Origin of the sequence: Streptomyces sp. NPDC058231 (assembly GCF_042882275.1) — a bacterium.
In the GTDB taxonomy this organism is placed as follows: domain Bacteria; phylum Actinomycetota; class Actinomycetes; order Streptomycetales; family Streptomycetaceae; genus Streptomyces.
Map to the genome: position 1 here is coordinate 1 of NZ_JBHVWN010000071.1, position 20,366 is coordinate 20,366.

The window sequence follows — 20,366 nt, forward strand, 5'->3', positions numbered from 1 at the left end:
CCTGGCGGTGGCGCCCGGCTCCGTTGTGCTTCTCTGGGTGGGCCGGGGCGTTTTCGGCTGCCCCCTCCCCCCCGGTGTCGGATGTGGGGGGGGGGTCCACCCGTTGACCGGGTGCACCGCCCCCTCATGGTTCTTCGCGCGCCCGGAGAGAGAGTCCGCTGAACACCGTCACCGCCGAAATCGTCTCCGTCGTGCTGCTCCTCGCGGTGCTGGCGTTCGCCGTCGTACGACCCCGGGGGCTGCCGGAGGCGACCGTCGCCGTACCCGCGGCCGTACTGGTGGTCGTGACGGGCGCCGTGCCGTTCGCGGACGCCCGCGAGCAGATCGGCAGCCTGCTGCCGGTCGTCGGCTTCCTCGCCGCCATCCTCGTGCTCGCGCAGCTCTGCGCCGACGAGGGGCTGTTCACGGCCGCCGGCCATATGGTGGCCCGCCTCTGCCGGGGGCGGACCGGACCGCTGCTCGGCGGGGTCTTCGTGGTGGCGTCGCTGATCACAGCCGTCCTCAGCCTGGACGCGACCGTGGTCCTGCTGACGCCCGTCGTCATCGCCACCGCCGCCCGCGTCGGCGCCCGCCCCCGCCCGTACGTCTACGCCTGCGCGCATCTCGCCAACTCGGCGTCCCTGCTGCTTCCCGTCTCCAACCTCACCAACCTGCTGGCGTTCACGGCGAGCGGCCTCTCCTTCACCCGCTTCGCCGCGCTCATGACCCTGCCGTGGCTGGCTGCCATCGGCGTCGAGTACGTGATCTTCCGCCGCGTCTTCGCCGACGACCTGGCAGCGGGCGCGCACCCGCCGGATCCGGACGAGGAACCGACCGGTGTCCCCGTCTTCACGCTCGTCGTCCTCGCCCTGACGCTGGCGGGCTTCGTCGTCACGTCGTTCGCGGGCGCGGAACCGCTGTGGGCCGCGCTGGCCGGGGCGACCGTCCTCGGGATCCGGGCACTGGGACAGCGGCGGACCACGGTCAAGGGGCTCGTGTGCGCCGCCAACCCGATGTTCTGCCTCTTCGTGCTGGCCCTCGGCGTCGTCGTCGCGGCCGTCGTCGAGCACGGCCTCGGCGCGGGGATCGGCGCTGTCCTGCCCGACGGCTCGTCACTGCCCGCGCTGCTGGCGGTGGCCGCGGTCGCGGCGGTGCTGGCCAACCTGATCAACAACCTGCCCGCGATCCTCGCCCTGCTCCCGGTCGTCGCGGCGGCCGGACCGGGACCGCTGCTCGCCGCGCTGATCGGGGTGAACCTCGGGCCCAACCTCACCTATGTCGGCTCCCTGGCCACGCTGCTCTGGCGCCGCATCCTGCACGCCCACGGCGCCGCGCCCGAACTGGGCCACTTCACCCGGCTCGGGCTGATCGCCGTGCCCGCCACGCTGCTCGCGTCCACGCTCGCGCTGTGGGGAGCGCTCCACACGATCGGGGTGTGACCGCCGCCGGGTTGGACTTCTCCGGCGACCTCTTGGACGTTCACCGCCGGGCCGTGCGGAGGCCTTTCCACAGCCACCTGGCCTGACTAGCTTCCCCGCTGTACCACCGGACTCGGGAGGCTCGACTTGACCACGGACATTTCACGGCGGCGACTCTTCGCACTGGGTGGCGGCGCGCTCGGCGCCGCGGCGGCCGGCTCGCTGCTGCCGCCGTCGCTGCAGGCCGCGATGGCGGCCCAGCCTTCGGCCGCGACCGGGTCCCGCGGCGGCCTGGGGGACATCAGGCACGTGGTGATCCTGATGCAGGAGAACCGTTCCTTCGATCACTACTTCGGGACCCTGCGCGGTGTACGCGGTTTCGGCGACCGCAACGCGATCGAACTGCCCTCCGGAAAGCCGGTCTTCGAGCAGCCGGCGGCAGTGGGCACGTCCGTGCTGCCCTTCCCGGTCCGGGACGCCGCGGCGGCGCAGCAGAAGGACCTCCAGTACATCGGCGCCCTCGACCACTCCTGGAGCGGTGGCGGCAAGGCCTGGGCCGGCGGCTGGATGAACGGCTGGGTGACCGCGAAGACGGCCGCCACCATGGCGTACTACGACCGCCGCGACATACCGCTGCACTACGAGCTGGCGGACACCTTCACCGTCTGCGACGCCTACCACTCGTCCATCCACTCCTCCACCAGCCCCAACCGCAACCACCTGTGGAGCGGGAAGACGGGCTTCGAGGCGAACGGCAAGCGGGCCGTCGGCAACGACGCGTACAGCGAGGGCACCCATCCGGGGTACGACTGGTCCACCTACGCGGAGCGGCTGGAGAAGGCCGGGCACAGCTGGAAGACGTACACCGAGTGGGAGAACTTCACCGACAACCAGATCGAGTTCTTCGCCACCTTCAAGGCGGTCGCCCGCAAGGCGCTGGTGAACACCGGCGGCCACACGTACATGGAGTCCTTCTACGCGGCCGTCCGCGACACGGACGACGCGGCGGAGCGCGCACGGCTGCTCGGTCTGCTGGAGGACGGTGTCGCCACGCTGACGGAGGCGGAACGCAGCCTCTTCGAGCGGGCGCTGCGCCGTGTCGAGACCGGCACGCTGGCCGACGCGTTCGCCGCAGACGTGGCGGACGGCACGCTGCCCGAGGTCTCCTACCTGGTGCCGTCGGCGATCGACTCGGAGCACCCGAGCGTCTCCTCACCGGTCCACAGCGCGACCATCGTCTACAAGGTCCTGGACGCGCTGGGCAGGCATCCCGACGTGTGGCGGCACACCGCCGTCATCATCAACTACGACGAGAACGACGGCTTCTTCGACCACGTCCCGCCGCCCGTCGCGCCGCCCGGGGTGACCGAGGAGCAGTGGGAGTCCAAGCCCACCGGCCTCGGCGTGCGTGTGCCGCTCCTCGTCGTGTCGCCGTGGACCGTGGGCGGTTACGTCTGCTCCGAGGTCTTCGACCACACCTCGGTGATCCGCTTCCTGGAGCGGTGGACGGGCGTGGAGGAGCCGAACATCAGCGACTGGCGGCGCACCGTCACCGGCGATCTGACCTCGGCCTTCGACTTCACCCGCGGCCGGCGCCGGCCCGATGTGGAGACGCCGGGCGTGATCCCGCCGTTCAGTGGACGCTGGGCGCCGAAGCCGCCGGCCGTCCAGCGGATGCCCGTGCAGGAACACGGTGTCCGGCCCGCCCGTCCGCTGCCGTACCAGCCGGACGCCCAGGCGACCGTGGCGAACGGGGCGGTGCGGGTCGCCCTCAGCAACACGGGCCGATCGTCGGCGCACTTCGCGCTCTACCCGTACGCGGGAGAGTTCCCCGTGCCGCAGCACCAGGACGTCAGGGGCACGGCGCTGTGGTCGGTGCCGGTCAGCGGTGACGCCTACCGGTTCACGGTGACCGGCCCGAACGGCTTCCGGCGCGAGTTCGCGGGACCCGCCTCGGGCGGACCCGAGGTCGCCACCTGGATCGACGCCCACGAGCGCGATCTGCACCTGACCCTGCGCAACACGGGGCGGACGACACTCACCTTCACCGTCCGGCCGCTGGGATACGTCGACGACGCGGACCTGCGGGACTGGACCAGGACGGTCAAGGTCAAGCCGGGCCGGAGCCGCACGGTCGTCCACTCGGCGGCCGACGCGCACGGCTGGTACGACCTTGCCGTCACCGTCGACGGGGACGACGTCTTCCGCCGCCGGCTGATGGGGCACATCGAGAACGGCCGGGCGAGCGTCTCCGGCTGACCGGCGGAAACCGCGCGCCGCCTGCTCACCGCCGGACCGGGCGGCGAGCAGGCCGTGCCGCGCGCGTCGCGCCGGTGCGCAAGGCGTCGTGCGGCGGCGGGGTGCCCCGGTCGGACGGGTCGCCGTCGACGCGCTCATCGCCGCGGCGCAGGCCCTGGCGGCGCAGCCGTGCGGGCACGGGAGGCGTCCGGTGGTACGGACAGGGGAGATACCGGACCCGGTGTGAGCATCGCCACAAAACGGGCAAAGGATCTTAGGCGGCTGCGAGAGTGACGGTCCTCAGGTCATGCGTTCTTTGCGGGCTGTTGACAGAGCTCCCGGAAACGACCCACGAACCATCAGGGAGCACGTCCGTTGGCTGCCATCGCCCGTTGGTGCATCACTCATCGCCTCTTCGCGGTCCTCATCTGGCTGTTCGCCCTCGGTGGCGCGGCGACCGCGGCAGGTTTCGCGGGTTCGGCCTACTCCAACGACTACGAGGTGCCCGGCACCGAGTCCGGGCGGGCGGCTGAGCTGCTGAAGAGCGGATTCACCGACCTCGGGGGCGACACCGACACCATCGTCTGGCACACCACCGGGTCCACCGTCCGGGCCGCCGACGTCCGCCAGACGATGACCCGGACACTGCACGCGGTCGAGGAGCTGCCCGGCGTCGGCGGCGTCACCGGGCCCTACGGGGCCTCCGGCACGGGCCAGATCAGCGCGGACGGACACACCGCCTACGCCACGGTGACCTTCGCCCGGCAGGCCGACGACATCCCGGCGCAGCAGGCGCAGGCGGTGGTCGACACCGCGAAGGCGGCCGCCGGCGACGGCCTCCAGGTGGAGCTCGGCGGCTCCGCCGTCGCCCTCACCGAGGCGCCGTCCGCCCACCTCAGCGAGGTCATCGGGGTGGTCGTCGCCGCCGTCGTGCTCTTCCTCGCCTTCGGCTCGCTCGCCGCCAGTCTGCTGCCGATCGCCACCGCCCTCGTCTCGGTCGGGACGGCCTACGCGGGCATCGTGCTGCTCGGGCATCTGATGACCGTCGCCGACTTCGCTCCCATGCTGGGCATGCTGATCGGGCTCGGTGTCGGCATCGACTACGCCCTGTTCATCGTCACCCGGCACCGCAGAGGGCTCCGGCGCGGCATGGCGGTCGCCGAAGCGGCGCGGAACGCCGTCGCGACCACCGGGCGCGCGGTCGTCTTCGCCGGAGCCACCGTCTGCATCGCCCTGCTCGGCATGCTCGTCCTGCGCCTCGGCTTCCTCAACGGTGTCGCGATCGCCGCCTCGCTCACCGTGGTGCTGACCGTGGCCGCCTCGGTCACCCTGCTGCCCGCGTTGCTCTCCTTCATCGGGATGCGGGCGCTGAGCCGGCGCGAGCGCGCACAGCTCGCCGAGCACGGACCGCGGCCCGAGCTGCCCACCGGCTTCGCCGCGCGCTGGTCGGTCTTCGTCGAGCGTCACCCCAAGCTGCTCGGCTCCGTCGCCGCCGCGGTGATGCTGGTCCTGGCGGTCCCCACGTTCTCGCTCCACCTCGGCACCTCCGACCAGGGCAACAACGCCTCGTCGTCGACCACCCGGCAGGCGTACGACCTTCTCGCCCACGGATTCGGACCCGGCGTCAACGGGCCGTTGACGATCGCCGCACAGCTCGACGGCGCCGACGACCGGCTCGCGATGGACGGCCTGCCCGCCACGCTGCGGGCCACCGACGGCGTCGCGTCGGCCGGGCCCGTCACGTACAACGGCAGCGGGGACACGGCGTTCGTCACCGTCGTCCCGACGTCCTCGCCGCAGTCCGAGAAGACCAGTGCGCTCGTCGACCGGCTGCGCACTGACGTCCTGCCGAACACCGAGCAGAACACCTCCATGCGGGCCCACGTGGGCGGGGTGACCGCCAGCTACGACGACTTCGCCCGGATCGTCATCGGTAAACTCCCGCTCTTCGTCGGCTCCGTCATCGGGCTCGGCTGTCTGCTCCTGCTGCTGGCATTCCGGTCGGTGGGCATCCCGCTGAAGGCGGCCGCGATGAACGTGGCCGCCGTCGCCTCCTCGTTCGGAGTGGTCGTCGCGATCTTCCAGTGGGGATGGGGGAGCGAACTGCTCGGGCTGGGCAGCGCCGGTCCGATCGAACCCTTCCTGCCGGTGATCATGGTTTCGGTGCTCTTCGGACTCTCCATGGACTACCAGGTGTTCCTGGTCGGGCGGATGTACGAGGAGTGGCTGGAGACCGGCGACAACCGGCGCGCGGTCCGGGTCGGCCTCGCCGAGACCAGCCGGGTGATCAACTCCGCCGCGGTGATCATGATTTCGGTCTTTCTCGCCTTCGTGCTCAGCGGGGACCGGGTCATCGCGATGTTCGGCATCGCGCTCGCCGCCGCGGTCGCACTGGACGCCTTCGTCCTGCGCACCCTGCTGGTCCCCGCGCTGATGCACATGCTGGGCGGGGCGAACTGGTGGCTGCCCCGCTGGCTGGACCGGAGGCTGCCGCGTATCAGCATCGAGCCCCCCGAATGCCGTACGGCACATGCGAAACTTCTTGCGGCGCGCTACAGCGAGCACGACGATCCGGCCGTGCGGAGCGTCCACTGAGAAGGCGGTCAAGGAGCATCATGTTCGCGGTATCCCTGGGTGACGACAGCGCGGAGCTGCGCCCGCTGGAGATCTGGCAGGCGGAGGAGTTCCTCGCCCACATGGACCGGGCGCGCGAGCTGGTCGACCCGTGGATCCCGTTCGCGGCATTCGCCACCGACCTCGAATCGGCCCGCGCCCTGCTGCGGCGGTACGCCGAGAAGCAGGCGGCCGACACCGGCCGGCTGTACGGCATCTGGCTCGACGGCACCCTCGTCGGCGGCGTCCTCTTCCGGATCTTCGACGCCGATTCCGGGAACTGTGAGATCGGCTGCTGGCTGGAGCCTGCGGCGGAAGGGCGCGGGCTGGTGACCCGGGCGTCACGGAAACTGATCGAATGGGCGTTCGAAGAGCGTGGTATGCACCGTGTGGAGTGGGACGCGTCCGCCGCCAACACCCGCAGTGTCGCGGTCGCGAAGCGGCTCGGCATGACGCGCGACGGGGTGCTGCGCGAGAACTACCTGTACCGGGGCGTGCGCCACGACTCGGAGATCTGGTCGGTGCTGGCGCCCGAATGGCGCGCTCGGCAGAACTGAGACGGAGCGGGGCCGGCCATGGTCGTTAAGAGGGTTCTCATACGGGACGCCTAGCGTGCGGCGCATGAACCCCACGACTTCCAAGACCACCAAGACCACCACCGACGGGGCTGCAGAGACCACGGATGCGACGCTCGTGAAGGGCGCGACGGACGAGGCGGCCGGGCGCGACGAGGTGGCGACCGAAGCCGCGGGCGAGCGCGCGGCGGGTGACACCGACGGCCCCGGCGACGGATACGGCTCCGATCACTCCTTCGAGTCGGCCCCCGACGAGGACTTCGACCTCGACCTCGACGACGACGATTCCGGCCGGGAGCCGTCCGGGCTCGGCGCGGCCGCCGCGGCCGTCGTCTCCGCCGGGCTCGGCGTCGTCGGCCTCTCCGGGGCCTGGTCCGGACGGGTCGTCGCCGAGCGCGAGACCCTGATGGGGCAGATGAAGACCGCCTCCGGCGGCTCGGTGGCCCAGCAGATCTCCGAGATCTACGGGGACGCCTGGCACTCCACCGCTCTCGTCAACGGCCTCTTCGGTCTGCTCGCCCTGTTCGTCGGCGTCTTCGCCCTGGTCCGACCCGCCTTCGGCGCGCCCGCCCGGAACCCCCAGCCGGGCTGGGTCCGCGCCGTCGCGACCGCCGGAATCGCGCTCGGTGTCCTCGGCGTACTGATCTCCGTCGCGATGTACTTCGACCTGATCGTCGCCCTGCCGACCGCCGGCTCCGCAGCCGGCTAGCCGGCTCCTGTCCTGACGTTCCTGGCCCGCCGGGACCGCCAGGACAGGAACCCTGCGGGCCGGTGACCGCGCCCGTACACACCGGCCGGGCGGTACCTGAGGCCGACCGGCAATGGGAGGGCGGCGTCACGGGGTCCGTCTAAGGCATCCGCCGGAGAACCCCGGCCCGTATGCGGCATCCGCCACGGGCGACTAAGGCACCCCGCCCCGCGGAGATGCGGAACTCGCCCGATGCGGCGGCACCCCCTGGGGGACGAGAGTGGAGGCACGGCAGAGCACGGCACCGGAAGATCCGGACCGTCGCACAACTGCCCCTCCACCGGCCGGAACCGGCCTCGTCCTCAGGGAGCAGCAGATGTACTCGTACGAACTCCACAAGATCAAGGAAGCCGAACTCCTGCACCGGGCCGAGCGGAACCGTGTGCTGGAGCAGCTCCGCCGGGACCGCCGTGCCGCGCGCCGGTCCGGACACCAGGAGGACGAGAGGACGGTGAGTCCGTTCCGGAACCGGTTCGCCCGCGCCGCGTAACGGCCGTGGGATGAGCACCGGATCCCTGCCCAGCGCCTCGGTGCCGGACCGATGTGCGATGCTCGGCGACGTGGAGACCAGGTCTGTCAGTCCCGTGTTCGTCGGCCGCGCAGGCGAACTCACCTCGCTCACCGACGCGCTCGCCCGGGCCACCGCTGGAGACCCCGTTCGCGCCGGGGCCGCCGGCGGCGAGCCGCAGGCGCTGCTCATCGGTGGCGAGGCGGGCGTCGGCAAGACGCGGCTGGTCGAGGAGTTCCTGACGACGGCGGGCCGGCGCGAGGCCGTCGTCGCCGTCGGTGGTTGCGTGGAGATCGGTGCGGACGGGCTGCCGTACGCCCCGTTCTCCACGGCCCTGCGCACTCTGCGCCGCACCCTGCCCGACGAGATGGCCGCCGCCTGCGCCGGACAGGAGGGCGAACTCGCCCGGCTCCTGCCCGAACTCGGCGAGGCCGACCGGGACGCGTCCGACGAACACGGGACCGCCCGCCTCTTCGAACTCACCGCCCGGCTGCTGGAACGCATCTCCGCGGACCGGACCGTCGTCCTCGTCCTGGAGGACCTGCACTGGGCCGATGCCTCCACCCGGCACCTCCTCGCCTATCTCTTCCGCACCCTGCGCACCGGCCGCCTCGTCGTCATAGGCACCTACCGGGCCGACGACATCCACCGCCGCCACCCCCTGCGCCCCCTTCTTGCCGAGCTGGACCGGCTCCGCACCGTCCGCCGGATCGAACTCGCCCGGTTCAACCGCGCCGAGGTCCGCCGCCAGCTCACCGGCATCCTCGCGGCGACCCCCGAGCCCGCCCTGGTGGACGAGATATTCGAACGCTCCGACGGCAACGCCTTCTTCGTGGAGGAGCTCGCCTGCAGCCTGGAGTGCGGCGACAGTTCCGGGCTCTCCGACTCGCTGCGCGACCTCCTCCTCGTCCGTGTCGAAGCGCTCTCCGATGACGCCCAGAGGGTCGCGCGGATCATCGCCGAGGGCGGCTCCACCGTCGAGTACGAACTGCTGGCCGCCGTCTCCGGACTCACCGAGGACGATCTCATCGAGGCACTGCGCACGGCGGTCGGCGCCAACCTGCTGCTCACCACCCCTGAGGGCAACGGCTACCGTTTCCGGCACTCGCTGGTCCGTGAGGCCGTGAGCGACGATCTGCTCCCGGGCGAACGCTCCCGCCTCAACCGCCGTTACGCCGAGGCGCTGGAGGCCGACCCCGCGCTCGTCCGCACCGGTGAACGCGCCACCCGCCTCGCCAGCTACTGGTACGGCGCGCACGACGCGGCCAAGGCGCTCCCCGCCGTGCTGAAGGCCGCCGTCGAGGCCCGTCGCCGCTACGCCTTCTCCGAGCAACTACGGCTGCTGGAAAGGGCCATGGAGCTCTGGGACGACGTTCCCGACGAGATACGCCGTACCCTGCGCCCGATCGACTACGCCGAGGTCTACCCGGCCTGCGGCTGCGATCCCGCGACCACTCCGCTCCGCTATCTCGACCTGATGGCCGAGGCCACGGTCGCCGCCCGCTTCGGCGGCGACCGCGAACGCGCACTCGCCATCTCGAAGAAGGCCATGCGGGTGCTGGAGGGCGAGGCGGACCCGCTGCGCGCCGCCTGGTTCTGGGTGCAGCGCTCGCACCTGGCACAGTCCCTCAACCGCGGCGACGGCTGGCAGGAACTCGCCATCGCCCAGGACCTGGTCCGCGGCCTGCCCCCGTCCGCCGTGCACGCCGATGTGCTGATGAGCGTCGCCGGATGGGGCGCCCTGCACCGACCCGGCCCGGAGACACTCGCCGCGGTCGACCGGGCCGTGGAGTACGCGCAGCTCATCGGCGACGAGTACATCGAGCTGCACGCCCGGCTCACCCGCGGCTGGCTCACCGCCGAGGCGGGCGGCGTCGACGAGGGCATCGTCGAGATGTACGCGGTCCGTGACCGCGCCGACGAACTCCACCTCGTCGGCGTCATGGGGCGCGCCAGCATCAACCTCCCCTCCACACTCGAAGCCATGGGCCGCTCCCTGGAGGCGGTCGCGGCCGCGGATCACGGCATCGAGGTCTGCCACAGCCACGGTGTCGCCGACATGGAGGCGTGGGTCCGCTGCAACCAGGCGACGTCGTACTTCTCCCTCGGCAACTGGGCCGAGAGCCGGGCGACCACGGATGCCGCGGCGCGTATCGTCCAGTCCCGCAAGGGGCAGGGGCTGGTGGCCGCGCGCCGCACCGAGCTGGCCCTGGCCCGCGGGGACTTCGCCGAGGCCGAGGTCCAGCTCGCCCTGTCCCGGAGGCACTTCGGCTCGCGCGACCCGCAACCCCAGCACCTCATCAACCCCGTGCGTCACGCCGTGACCCTCGCCGTGCAGCAGGGCCGACTGCCCGAGGCCCGCGCCGCCTTCGAGGCCCAGGCGAAGCAGGGTTTCCCGCCAGGCACCCAGCGGTACGCACTGCCGCTGCTCCACGCCGTCGCGGCGGCCGAGGCGGACGCCCGCGGTCTGCCCGCCACGGAGCCCGGCCGGCCTGCGGTCCTCGCCCTGATCCGCGCGTGCCTGAAACAGCTGCCGATGCTCGTCCCGGTCTGGGCCGCCCACGGGCTGCTGATCAACGCGGAGCTGGCCCGCGCCGAAGGCGCCGACACCCCCGACGACTGGTCCCGTGCCGCGGCCGCATTCGCGCCCCTCTCCCGCCCGTACGAACTGGCCCAGATCCACCACCGCTGGGCCGAAGCCCTCCTCATCGCCTCCGGCGACCGGGCCGGGGCCGCCGGGCTCCTGCGCGACGCCCACAGCACCGCCGAGCGGCTCGGTGCGCGCCCGCTGACCGAGACCATCGAGCTGCTGGCCGGCCGCGCCCGCATCACGCTGACCCCGTCCGGCGACGAGCTCCCGGACGCGGTCGTCGTCGCGTCGGACGGCGGCACCACGGACCGGGCCACCGATCGGGAGCGCGCCGAGGAGCAGCTCCATGAAGCGGCGGCCGCGGCGGTGGAGTCGTTCGGGCTGACGCGACGCGAACAGGATGTGCACCGGCTGGTCGCCGCCGGGCACACGAACCGGCGGATCGCCGAGGAGCTGTACATCTCGCCCAAGACCGCGAGCGTGCACGTCTCGAACATCCTGGCCAAGCTCGGTGTCTCCAGCCGAGGCGAGGCTGCCGCTCTGGCACACCGCCTCCGCCTGTACCGGGACCCGGTCACCGGGCCGTCCTGAGACGCGGTCCGCGGGGGCGGACCCGGGGGCCGGGAGACCGGTGGTCCGTGCACGCCGCATCGTCCCGCCGGAGCTCGGCGGGGCGATGCGGTGCGGACCGCGCCGCGAGGGAGGGGCACGGGTGCGGTCGCGGCGGCGGGCGGGGGCTCCTTTCGCGGCTCAATCGGCCGTCGGCGGTGAAGGTGTGCCTGTGTCCGTGGGGGCCTCGGACGGCTCCGGCGGGTGGTCCGTGTCCGTGGAGGTCCCGGGCGGGGACGCGGGCTCGTCCTCCGGAGACGGGACGCGGACCGTCACCTTGCCGGAGGAGAGGTCTATCGGGCCGCGGCCGGGATCGTCCGTGCCCAGGTCCACCCGGGTCAGCTCCAGCCGTTTCTGTTCGTCCGCGATGTGCTTGCGGCCTGGGGCGAAGAGTTCCTCGAAGAAGTTGAACACCGGATCGCACCCTTTCCCCGCTGTCTCCGCTATCGCACCTGGAGCATCAGAATTCTGTCGTCTCCCGGTCTCGGATCACCACGGGTGTCGGTGTTGCTCGTGACCAGCCAGAGTCTGTCGCCGCCTGCCGCCAGTACGGTGCGCAGGCGGCCGTATTTCCCTTCCAGGAACGACTGCGGGGGCGCCAGAGGTTCCTTGTCCGGGTTGCCGGACAGCGGAATTCTCCACAGCCGTTCACCGCGCAGGCCGGCCATCCAGATCGACCCCCGGACGAAGGCGATGCCGCTCGGGGACGCCTCGGACGGCCTCCACCGCGCCACGGGGTCGACGAAGCCCGCCTTTCCCACCCTGCCCTCGTACTCCGGCCAGCCGTAGTTCCCACCGGGCACGATCTGATTCAGCTCGTCCCAGGTGTCCTGCCCGAATTCGGACGCCCACAGCCGTTTCTGCCCGTCCCAGGCCAGGCCCTGCACATTCCGGTGACCGTACGAGTACATCACCGAGTCCGGTACGGGATTGCCCGGTGCGGGTCTGCCGTCCGGCGTCATCCGGAGGATCTTGCCCGCCAGGGACTTCTTGTCCTGCGAGAGTCCGCTGTGCCCGGTCTCGCCCGTGCCCGCGTACAGCATGCGGTCCGGGCCGAAGGCGATCCGGCCGCCGTTGTGGATGGGGCCTTTCGGGATGCCCCGCAGGATCGTGCGCGGTGCGCCCAGCTGCCGACCGGGAGCCTCGCCCTGCGGGTCGTACCGCAGGCGGGCGATGCGGTTGTCGGACGCGGTCGTGAAGTACACGTACAACAGACGGTCCGTGGCGAACGCCGGTGACACCGCGATGCCGAGCAGACCGCCCTCCCCGGCCGGCGACACCCCGGGCACGGTGCCCAGCACCGTCCGCCTCCCGGTGGCGCCGGCGATCCGGGTGATCGTTCTCTCGTCGCGCGAGGTCACCAGGAGGTCGCCGCCGGGCAGCTCCGCCAGCCCCCACGGGGACGCGAGCCCCTCCGCGGTCGTCGACACCACCCGCACCGAGCCCTTCGCGGGCGGCAGCGAGGAGGACGTCGTGGGGGAGGGTGCCGCGGCAGCGGGGGAGGGCGGTGGCTCCGTACTCCCGGAGCCGTCCCCCGACGAGCATCCGGACAGCAGCAGTACGCCTGCCGCCAGCGCCGCGACGGCCGCGCGGCGTGCCCCCGGAAGGAGCCGTGGGCGTCCCGCAGAGGTTCCGGTCGATCCGAATCCAGCAACGCGCACAGCACCGGTCCCTTCGACGACTGCCTGACCACTGTTCTTACACCGCAGCCCCGGCCCGGGTTCCGCATGCCCACGAACTTTTCCTGCGGCGCGGCGCACGAGCCCCCCGCGCCCGCCTCCGCGCACCCGGCCCCGCCGCACCCCGCGCTCGACCCACGGGCCCCCTGCTCAGTCCCACGAATCCCGGGCCCGCGGCAACCGCGCGATCTCGGCCAGGTCCTGCTCCGTCAGCTCCAGCCCGGCCGCCCCCGCGTTCTCCACCGCCCACTGCTCCCGCTTGGTGCCCGGCACCGGCACCACATGCGGCCCCTGGCGCAGCACCCAGGCCAGCGCCACCTGCGCCGGAGTCGCCCCGTACCGCCCGGCTATCCGGCGCAGTCCGACCACCAGCGGCTGGTTCGCCGCCATCATCTCCGCCGTGAACCGCGGATGCCTGGCCCGCAGATCCTCCGGCTCGAAGCCCTGGCCGGGCGTCAGCGTGCCCGTCAGGTAGCCGTTCCCCAGCGGCATCGCCGCCAGCACGCCCACCCCCCGCGCCCCGCACCACGGCAACAGCGTGTCGAGGGCCTCCGGCGACCACACCGAGAGCTCCGCCTGGACCGCGCTGACCGGAAACACCTGCTGCACCCGCTCCAGCTGCCGGATCGTTCCGTCATGCATCCGGCCCCCCGGCCGGCGGGAGGCCCGCGCCCCGACCGCATTCAGCCCGAGCGCCCGCACCTTTCCCGCGGTCACCAGGTCAGCCATCGCGCCCCAGGTCTCCTCCACCGGCACCTCGGGGTCGGCCCGGTGCAGCTGGTACAGATCGATCACATCGGTCTGCAGCCGGCGCAGGGACGCGTCACAGGCCCGGCGTACATAGCCGGGACGGCCATTGGCCACGATGTGCTGATCGCCCACCAGCAGCCCGCACTTGGTGGAGACGAAGGCCTGGTCCCGCCGCCCCTTCAGGGCCCGCCCGATCAGGAGCTCATTGGTGAACGGGCCGTACATGTCCGCTGTGTCGAGCAGCTCGACGCCCGCGTCGAGCGCGGCGTGCACGGTGCGCAACGCACGGTCACCACGCTGCTGCGACGCGCTGTACGCCCAGCTCATCGGCATGCAGCCGAGCCCGACCGCACCCACGGCGAGCGCCGCCGCACCGAGACTCCTGCGCTCCAACTCCTCGAACCCTCCTTGGTGCCCCGCCCGGCGAGGCACGCGGTCCCGCCGTCGTGGAACCGCACGCATCCAAAAGTAACCTCTGCCGTCCGCCGGGCTTCGCATAGCCTCCTGACCATGACTTCTACGCAGACTCCAGACGTATGGCTGCCGATTCCGCCCGATGAGATCGACGGACTTCCCGAGGGGCTCAACTACCGTTTCTGGGACGGCGAACAGGACTACCCCGCCGACCCCGCGCAGTGCGCCTTCTATGTCGTCCCCTACATGAAGGGTGTGAAGACCGCGATCCGCCCGCTCGCCGGGATGGAGGCGGTCCAGGTCGTGCAGACGCTCTCCGCGGGCACCGATCACGTCCAGCCGGGGCTCGGCCGGTTGCACTCCGGGGTGCGGCTGTGCAACGCCAAGGGGGTTCACGAGGCCTCCACGGCGGAACTCGCGCTCGCCCTGATCCTCGCGTCGCTGCGCGGCTTCCCCGGGTTCGTCCACGGCCAGGACAAGGAGGAGTGGCGGTCCGGCTTCTACCCGGCGCTCGCCGACAAGTCCGTGCTGATCGTGGGGTACGGATCGATCGGCGCCGCCATCGAGGACCGGCTCGCACCCTTCGAGTGTGCGCGGGTGGCGCGCGTCGCGCGCTCTGCCCGGGCAACCGCGCGCGGCCCCGTACAGACACTCGACGACCTGCCCGCACTCCTGCCCGAGGCCGACATCGTCGTGCTGTCCACCCCGCTGAACGCCTCCACACAAGGCCTGGTGGGCGCCGATTTCCTGGCCGCGATGCCGGACGGTGCGCTGCTCGTGAACGTCGCACGGGGTGGCGTCGTGGACACCAAGGCCCTGCTGTCCGAACTCGAGTCCGGCCGGTTGCGCGCGGCTCTCGACGTCACCGACCCGGAACCACTGCCCGACGGCCACCCTCTCTGGCATGCTCCGAACGTTCTGATCACTCCTCATGTGGGCGGCAGCACCTCGGCGTTCCTGCCGCGTGCCAAGCGCCTGCTGGCCGATCAGCTGACCCGGTTCGCGGCGGGGGAGCCGGTGCGGAACGTCGTACTGACCACCGGCTGATCACGCCGCGACCGCGTTCCGCGGCACGGAGTGCCGACAACACCCCAGGTCGTCACGGAGAGTAGAGGAACTATGTCCCTGTGTGACGACTCTGGTGTATCGTCCCGAAGGGGGGCTGCGCCGTGGAAGGGACGGCGTCGGGGTGGCAGCGGAACGCGAGGGGGCGACGGGCGATGTACGGCCGATGGACGAACGATCCGACGCGACAGGACGGTCGCCGGCGACCGCCGGGCCGTCCGCCGCGTCGGGCCCGCGCCCATCCGATGACGTCCGGGGTGCCGAGGTGAGCGCCCCGGCAAGCGCTCTCGGGGCGCTCCTCTCCAGGCAGCCGGCCGTCGGCCAGACCTCCTGGCTGGTCCCGCAGCTCCTCCTCGGCCTGGCCTGTGCCGGCTACGCCGTGGGTGCGGCCGTCGGCTGGGGGTCACCCGAACTGTCGCTGATCATGGGTGACTTCGGGCTCAGCGGGGCCGCCCTGATCGCCGCCGTCTCCTGCTTCCTCTACGCGCGCGCCGCGAACAGCCGCTTCCGCCCTGCCTGGTTGCTGTTCTCGCTCTCCTCGCTGATGGCTGCCGCGGGGAACGCCGTCTGGGGCTGGTACGAGGTCGTGCTCGGGCTCCGGGTGCCCAGTCCGTCCCTCGCCGACCTCTTCTATCTCTGCTTCGCCCCGCCCGCCATCGTGGGACTTCTCGTCCTCGCCAAACGCCCGGTCACGCGGGCCGGCTGGGTCTGTCTCGCCCTGGACTCCTGGCTGATCGGCGGGTCGCTGCTCACGCTGTCCTGGAGCCTCGCCCTGGCCCACACCGCCCACCTCGCGGACACCGGTGGTGAGAGCGTGGCCCGTGCCGCGCTGTCGCTGGCGTATCCGCTGCTCGACATCGTGCTGGTGTCCATGGTGCTCGCCCTGCACTTCCGGCGGTCCAGTGCCAACCGCTCCGCGGTGAACACGGCCATTGCCGCGCTCGCCCTGACCGTCCTGTCCGACGCGCTGTTCACCTCGCCGCTGCTCCGCCAGACCTACCACTCCGGCCAACTGCTGGACGCCGGCTGGTTCGCCGGGTCGCTGCTCCTCGCGTACGCCCCGTGGGGGGCGAACCGGCAGAGCGACAACGCTGTCCAGGCGCGCGCCGCCAACCGCACCATCAGCCGTCCCATCGCGGGTTCGCTGGCCGCCCTGACGCCCTATCTCGCGGCCGCCGTCTGCACCCTGGGCATCCTCTACAACGTCATCGAGGGCCGCCGGGTGGACCGCGTCGTGGTCTTCACCGGCTGCACGGTGGTGCTCGCCCTGGTCGTCCGGCAGGGCATCATGCTGCTCGACAACATCGCCCTCACCCAGGAACTGGCGCAGAAGGAGAACCACTTCCGCTCCTTGGTCCAGGGGTCCAGCGACGTGATCATGATCGCCGCCCCCACCGGCATACTCCGGTACGTCAGCCCCGCCGCCTCCGGGGTGTACGGGCGTGAGGCCGACGACCTCATCGGAGCCGAGCTCGCCTCCATCATCCACCCCGATGACCTGGGGCGCGTGGTCCACGAGGTGCGGCGGTTCCTGGCCGCGCCTCCCGGTGAGGAACCGACCACCCGGATCGAGTGCAGGTTCAGATCCGGCACCGGCGACTGGCTCAATGTCGAGTCCACCGTCAACCGCCATCAGGGCGGACTGATCCTCAACAGCCGGGACGTGACCGAACGGGTACGGCTGCAGGCCCAGTTGCAGCACAACGCCGAGCACGACCCGCTCACCGACCTGCCCAACCGCGCCCTGTTCACCGACCGGGTCCGTCAGGCCCTCGGCGGGCGCCGCTCGGGCGACCCCGGCACCGCCGTGCTCTTCATCGACCTCGACGGCTTCAAGGCGGTCAACGACCGCCTGGGCCACCAGGCGGGGGACGAGCTGCTCATCCAGGCCGCCCGCCGGCTCCAGGAATCGGTCCGGGCCGGGGACACCGCGGCCCGCCTCGGCGGGGACGAGTTCGCGGCGCTCATCCTCGGCGACGGCACCCGCGACCAGACCGCCCGCGAGTACCAGGTCCACGAGATCGCCGACCGGCTCCGGCTCACGCTCTCCCAGCCGTACCGTGTCGGCGGCGGCGAGGTGCGTGTCGCCGCATCCATCGGCGTCGCCTTCGCCGAGTCCGCCATCACCCCCACCGACCTGATGCGCAACGCCGATCTCGCCATGTACCGCGCCAAGGCGGCCGGCAAGGACCGCGTCGAGCTGTACGCACCACAGATGCAGGCCGAGGTGGTGCGCCGCTCCGAACTCGCGACCAGACTGCGCACCGCGCTGCGGGACGGCGAGTTCGCCCTGCTCCACCAGCCGGTGGTCCATCTCGCCACCGGTCACATCGCCGCGGTCGGCGCACAGGCCCGCTGGCGCTCCGCCCAGGGGATCCTGTTCACCCCCGCCGAGTTCCTGCGGGTCGCCGAGGACGGCGACCGCACCGCCGAGCTCGGCCGCTGGCTTCTCGAAGAGGCCGTCGAGCAGGCCGCCGACCGGGCCGGGGCCGGTCATCAGGTCCCCGTCGCCGTCCGGCTCTCCGCCCGCCGGCTGCTGGACAGGGCGATGCCGTTCGGTTCCGTCGAGGCGCTCCTCACCCGGCACGGCCTGCCCTCGGGGGCGCTGATGATCGAGGTCTCCGACAGTGACCCCCGGGTCCCCTTCGACGAGCTGGAACAGCGGCTCGTCGCGCTGCGCCGACTGGGCGTACGGATCGCGCTCGACGGATTCGGCAGCGGGTACGCCGCCATCAACGCGCTGCGCCGGCTCCCCATCGACGTACTGAAGCTGGACCGCGGGCTCGTCGAGGGAGTCGTCGAATCGGCCCGGCTGCACAAGATCACCAGTGGTCTGCTCCGGATCGCCTGCGACCTCGGACTGCAGTCGGTGGCCGACGGGGTCGACGTGCCGGAGCAGGTCATCGCATTGCGCGCCATGGGCTGCACGCACGGGCAGGGGATGGCCTTCTCCGGACCGCTGGACGAGTACCGGCTGCGCCGCGCCCTGGTCCGCGACGCATTCCCGGTGCCCGGCGGCTCCGTCGCCCAGCCGGTCCTGGCGGGCGGCTCGCCCCCACTCCTCAGTGGATCACATGTTGAGACGCCCGTCCCACCTACTTGACACGCCAGGCGCGTCGGAGAGAGGGTCAGTGCCATGCGCACCCGAATTCTCGTACTTGGAAAGCGCGTCGGCTGAAGCAGAGTCCCTCCCGGCACTCTGCAGACCGCGCCGACGCGCTCCCCTCGCTTGCCTCACGGCACGAGGGGTTTTTTGTTGTACTGATGCTCCTCAAAACCCCGCAAAAACCCTCAGCTTCGAGAAGAGAATGCCGATGACCGAGCAGGCCACCGGGGCCCACCATCCCCAGCCGCGGGCCCGTAACGGCGGATCGTCCCCCGCCATCGTTGAGCACGTCACGGGCGCGCAGTCCCTCATCAGGTCTCTCGAGGAGGTGGGGGCCGACACGGTATTCGGCATTCCCGGCGGCGCCATCCTTCCGGCGTACGACCCGATGATGGACTCCACCCGGGTCCGTCATGTGCTGGTCCGTCACGAGCAGGGCGCGGGGCACGCCGCCACCGGTTACGCGCAGGCCACCGGCAAGGTCGGTGTCTGCATGGCCACCTCGGGCCCCGGCGCCACCAACCTGGTCACGCCGATCGCCGACGCCCACATGGACTCGGTCCCGCTGGTCGCGATCACCGGGCAGGTGGCCTCGAAGGCGATCGGTACGGACGCCTTCCAGGAAGCCGACATCTGCGGCATCACCATGCCGGTCACCAAGCACAACTTCCTGGTCACTCGCGCCGAGGACATCCCGCACACGATCGCCGAGGCCTTCCACATCGCCTCCACCGGCCGTCCCGGACCCGTCCTCGTGGACATCGCCAAGGACGCCCTGCAGGCGCAGACCACGTTCAGCTGGCCGCCGACCCAGGACCTGCCCGGCTACCGCCCGGTCACCAAGCCGCACGCCAAGCAGATCCGCGAAGCCGCCAAGCTCATCACCCAGGCCAAGCGCCCGGTGCTGTACGTCGGCGGCGGAGTCATGAAGGCCGGCGCCACCGCCGAACTGAAGGTTCTCGCCGAGCTCACCGGAGCGCCCGTCACCACCACCCTGATGGCGCTCGGTTCGTTCCCCGACAGCCACCCGCTGCACGTGGGGATGCCGGGCATGCACGGTGCGGTCACCGCCGTCACCGCGCTGCAGAAGGCCGACCTGATCGTCGCCCTCGGGGCCCGTTTCGACGACCGCGTCACCGGCAAGCTGGACAGCTTCGCCCCGTACGCCAAGATCGTCCACGCCGACATCGACCCGGCGGAGATCGGCAAGAACCGCACCGCCGACGTGCCGATCGTCGGTGACGCCCGCGAGGTCATCGCCGATCTCGTCCAGGCCGTCCAGGCCGAGCACACCGAGGGCAACACCGGCGACTACACCGCCTGGTGGAAGGACCTCAACCGCTGGCGCGACACCTACCCGGTCGGCTACGACCTGCCGGAGGACGGCAGCCTCTCGCCGCAGCAGGTCATCCAGCGCATCGGCGAACTCGCACCCGAGGGCACGATCTTCGCGGCGGGTGTCGGCCAGCACCAGATGTGGGCCTCGCACTTCATCCAGTACGAGCAGCCCGCCACCTGGCTGAACTCCGGCGGTGCCGGGACGATGGGCTACGCGGTCCCGGCCGCGATGGGTGCCAAGGCCGGCATGCCGGACCGTACGGTCTGGGCGATCGACGGCGACGGCTGCTTCCAGATGACCAATCAGGAACTCACCACCTGCGCCCTCAACAACATCCCGATCAAGGTCGCGATCATCAACAACGGCGCGCTCGGGATGGTCCGCCAGTGGCAGACCCTGTTCTACAACCAGCGGTACTCCAACACCGTCCTGCACTCCGGCGCCGACACCGAGGGCACCCCGGCGAAGGGCACCCGGGTGCCCGACTTCGTCAAGCTGTCCGAGGCCATGGGCTGCTACGCGATCCGCTGCGAGGACCCGGCCGAGCTGGACAAGGTGATCGCCGAGGCCAACTCCGTCAACGACCGCCCCGTCGTGATCGACTTCATCGTCCACGAGGACGCCATGGTGTGGCCGATGGTCGCTGCAGGCACCTCCAACGACGAGGTCATGGCCGCCCGCGGCGTCCGCCCCGACTTCGGCGACAACGAAGACGACTGAGAGACAGAGAGAGAC

General features: G+C 71.6%; 13 protein-coding genes. 10 read left to right on the plus strand and 3 right to left on the minus strand.

Annotated features, from left to right (window positions below):
* The first annotated feature begins 158 nt into the window (after positions 1 to 158).
* From ACFVXE_RS31775 to ACFVXE_RS31805, 7 genes are all read left to right on the plus strand, one after another.
* Positions 159 to 1,418 carry an SLC13 family permease gene (locus tag ACFVXE_RS31775; RefSeq protein ID WP_389676445.1) on the plus strand — a complete coding sequence of 420 codons (1,260 nt, stop codon included), beginning with the start codon at positions 159 to 161 and terminating at the stop codon, positions 1,416 to 1,418.
* 126 nt (positions 1,419 to 1,544) lie between these two features.
* Positions 1,545 to 3,656 (plus strand): phosphocholine-specific phospholipase C, encoded by a 2,112-nt coding sequence (locus ACFVXE_RS31780; protein ID WP_389676402.1) that lies wholly within the window; start codon positions 1,545 to 1,547, stop codon positions 3,654 to 3,656.
* A gap of 354 nt (positions 3,657 to 4,010) precedes the next feature.
* Positions 4,011 to 6,230: an MMPL family transporter gene (locus ACFVXE_RS31785; protein WP_389676404.1), complete on the plus strand. Its 2,220-nt coding sequence runs from the start codon at positions 4,011 to 4,013 to the stop codon at positions 6,228 to 6,230.
* A 20-nt stretch (positions 6,231 to 6,250) separates the two neighbouring features.
* A complete protein-coding gene (locus ACFVXE_RS31790) occupies positions 6,251 to 6,805 on the plus strand; it encodes a GNAT family N-acetyltransferase (protein WP_389676406.1) in 555 nt (184 codons plus the stop codon).
* A gap of 64 nt (positions 6,806 to 6,869) precedes the next feature.
* Positions 6,870 to 7,532 carry a hypothetical protein gene (locus ACFVXE_RS31795; protein ID WP_389676408.1) on the plus strand — a complete coding sequence of 221 codons (663 nt, stop codon included), beginning with the start codon at positions 6,870 to 6,872 and terminating at the stop codon, positions 7,530 to 7,532.
* 355 nt (positions 7,533 to 7,887) lie between these two features.
* Entirely contained in the window at positions 7,888 to 8,061 is a 174-nt protein-coding gene (locus ACFVXE_RS31800; protein ID WP_389676410.1) for a hypothetical protein, read from the plus strand.
* A gap of 58 nt (positions 8,062 to 8,119) precedes the next feature.
* Positions 8,120 to 11,260 (plus strand): AAA family ATPase, encoded by a 3,141-nt coding sequence (locus tag ACFVXE_RS31805; protein ID WP_389676447.1) that lies wholly within the window; start codon positions 8,120 to 8,122, stop codon positions 11,258 to 11,260.
* Between the two features lie 159 nt (positions 11,261 to 11,419).
* Here ACFVXE_RS31805 and ACFVXE_RS31810 read toward each other — a convergent pair whose 3' ends face one another.
* The 3 genes from ACFVXE_RS31810 to ACFVXE_RS31820 form a co-directional block, all read right to left on the minus strand.
* Positions 11,420 to 11,692, minus strand: a complete 273-nt coding sequence (locus tag ACFVXE_RS31810; RefSeq protein ID WP_389676412.1) for a DUF6191 domain-containing protein — start codon at positions 11,690 to 11,692, stop codon at positions 11,420 to 11,422.
* A gap of 29 nt (positions 11,693 to 11,721) precedes the next feature.
* A complete protein-coding gene (locus ACFVXE_RS31815) occupies positions 11,722 to 12,852 on the minus strand; it encodes a PQQ-dependent sugar dehydrogenase (RefSeq protein WP_389676449.1) in 1,131 nt (376 codons plus the stop codon).
* Positions 12,853 to 13,107: 255 nt separating this feature from the next.
* Complete coding sequence (locus ACFVXE_RS31820; protein ID WP_389676450.1) at positions 13,108 to 14,064, minus strand: aldo/keto reductase; 957 nt, start codon at positions 14,062 to 14,064, stop codon at positions 13,108 to 13,110.
* 153 nt (positions 14,065 to 14,217) lie between these two features.
* Here ACFVXE_RS31820 and ACFVXE_RS31825 point away from each other — a divergent pair, with 153 nt between their 5' ends.
* The 3 genes from ACFVXE_RS31825 to ACFVXE_RS31835 all read left to right on the plus strand — a co-directional run bounded on the left by ACFVXE_RS31825 (position 14,218) and on the right by ACFVXE_RS31835 (position 20,351).
* Entirely contained in the window at positions 14,218 to 15,168 is a 951-nt protein-coding gene (locus tag ACFVXE_RS31825; protein WP_389676414.1) for a 2-hydroxyacid dehydrogenase, read from the plus strand.
* A 283-nt stretch (positions 15,169 to 15,451) separates the two neighbouring features.
* Positions 15,452 to 18,289 carry a putative bifunctional diguanylate cyclase/phosphodiesterase gene (locus ACFVXE_RS31830; RefSeq protein WP_389676416.1) on the plus strand — a complete coding sequence of 946 codons (2,838 nt, stop codon included), beginning with the start codon at positions 15,452 to 15,454 and terminating at the stop codon, positions 18,287 to 18,289.
* A gap of 205 nt (positions 18,290 to 18,494) precedes the next feature.
* Complete coding sequence (locus ACFVXE_RS31835; protein WP_389676418.1) at positions 18,495 to 20,351, plus strand: acetolactate synthase large subunit; 1,857 nt, start codon at positions 18,495 to 18,497, stop codon at positions 20,349 to 20,351.
* Positions 20,352 to 20,366 lie beyond the last annotated feature (15 nt).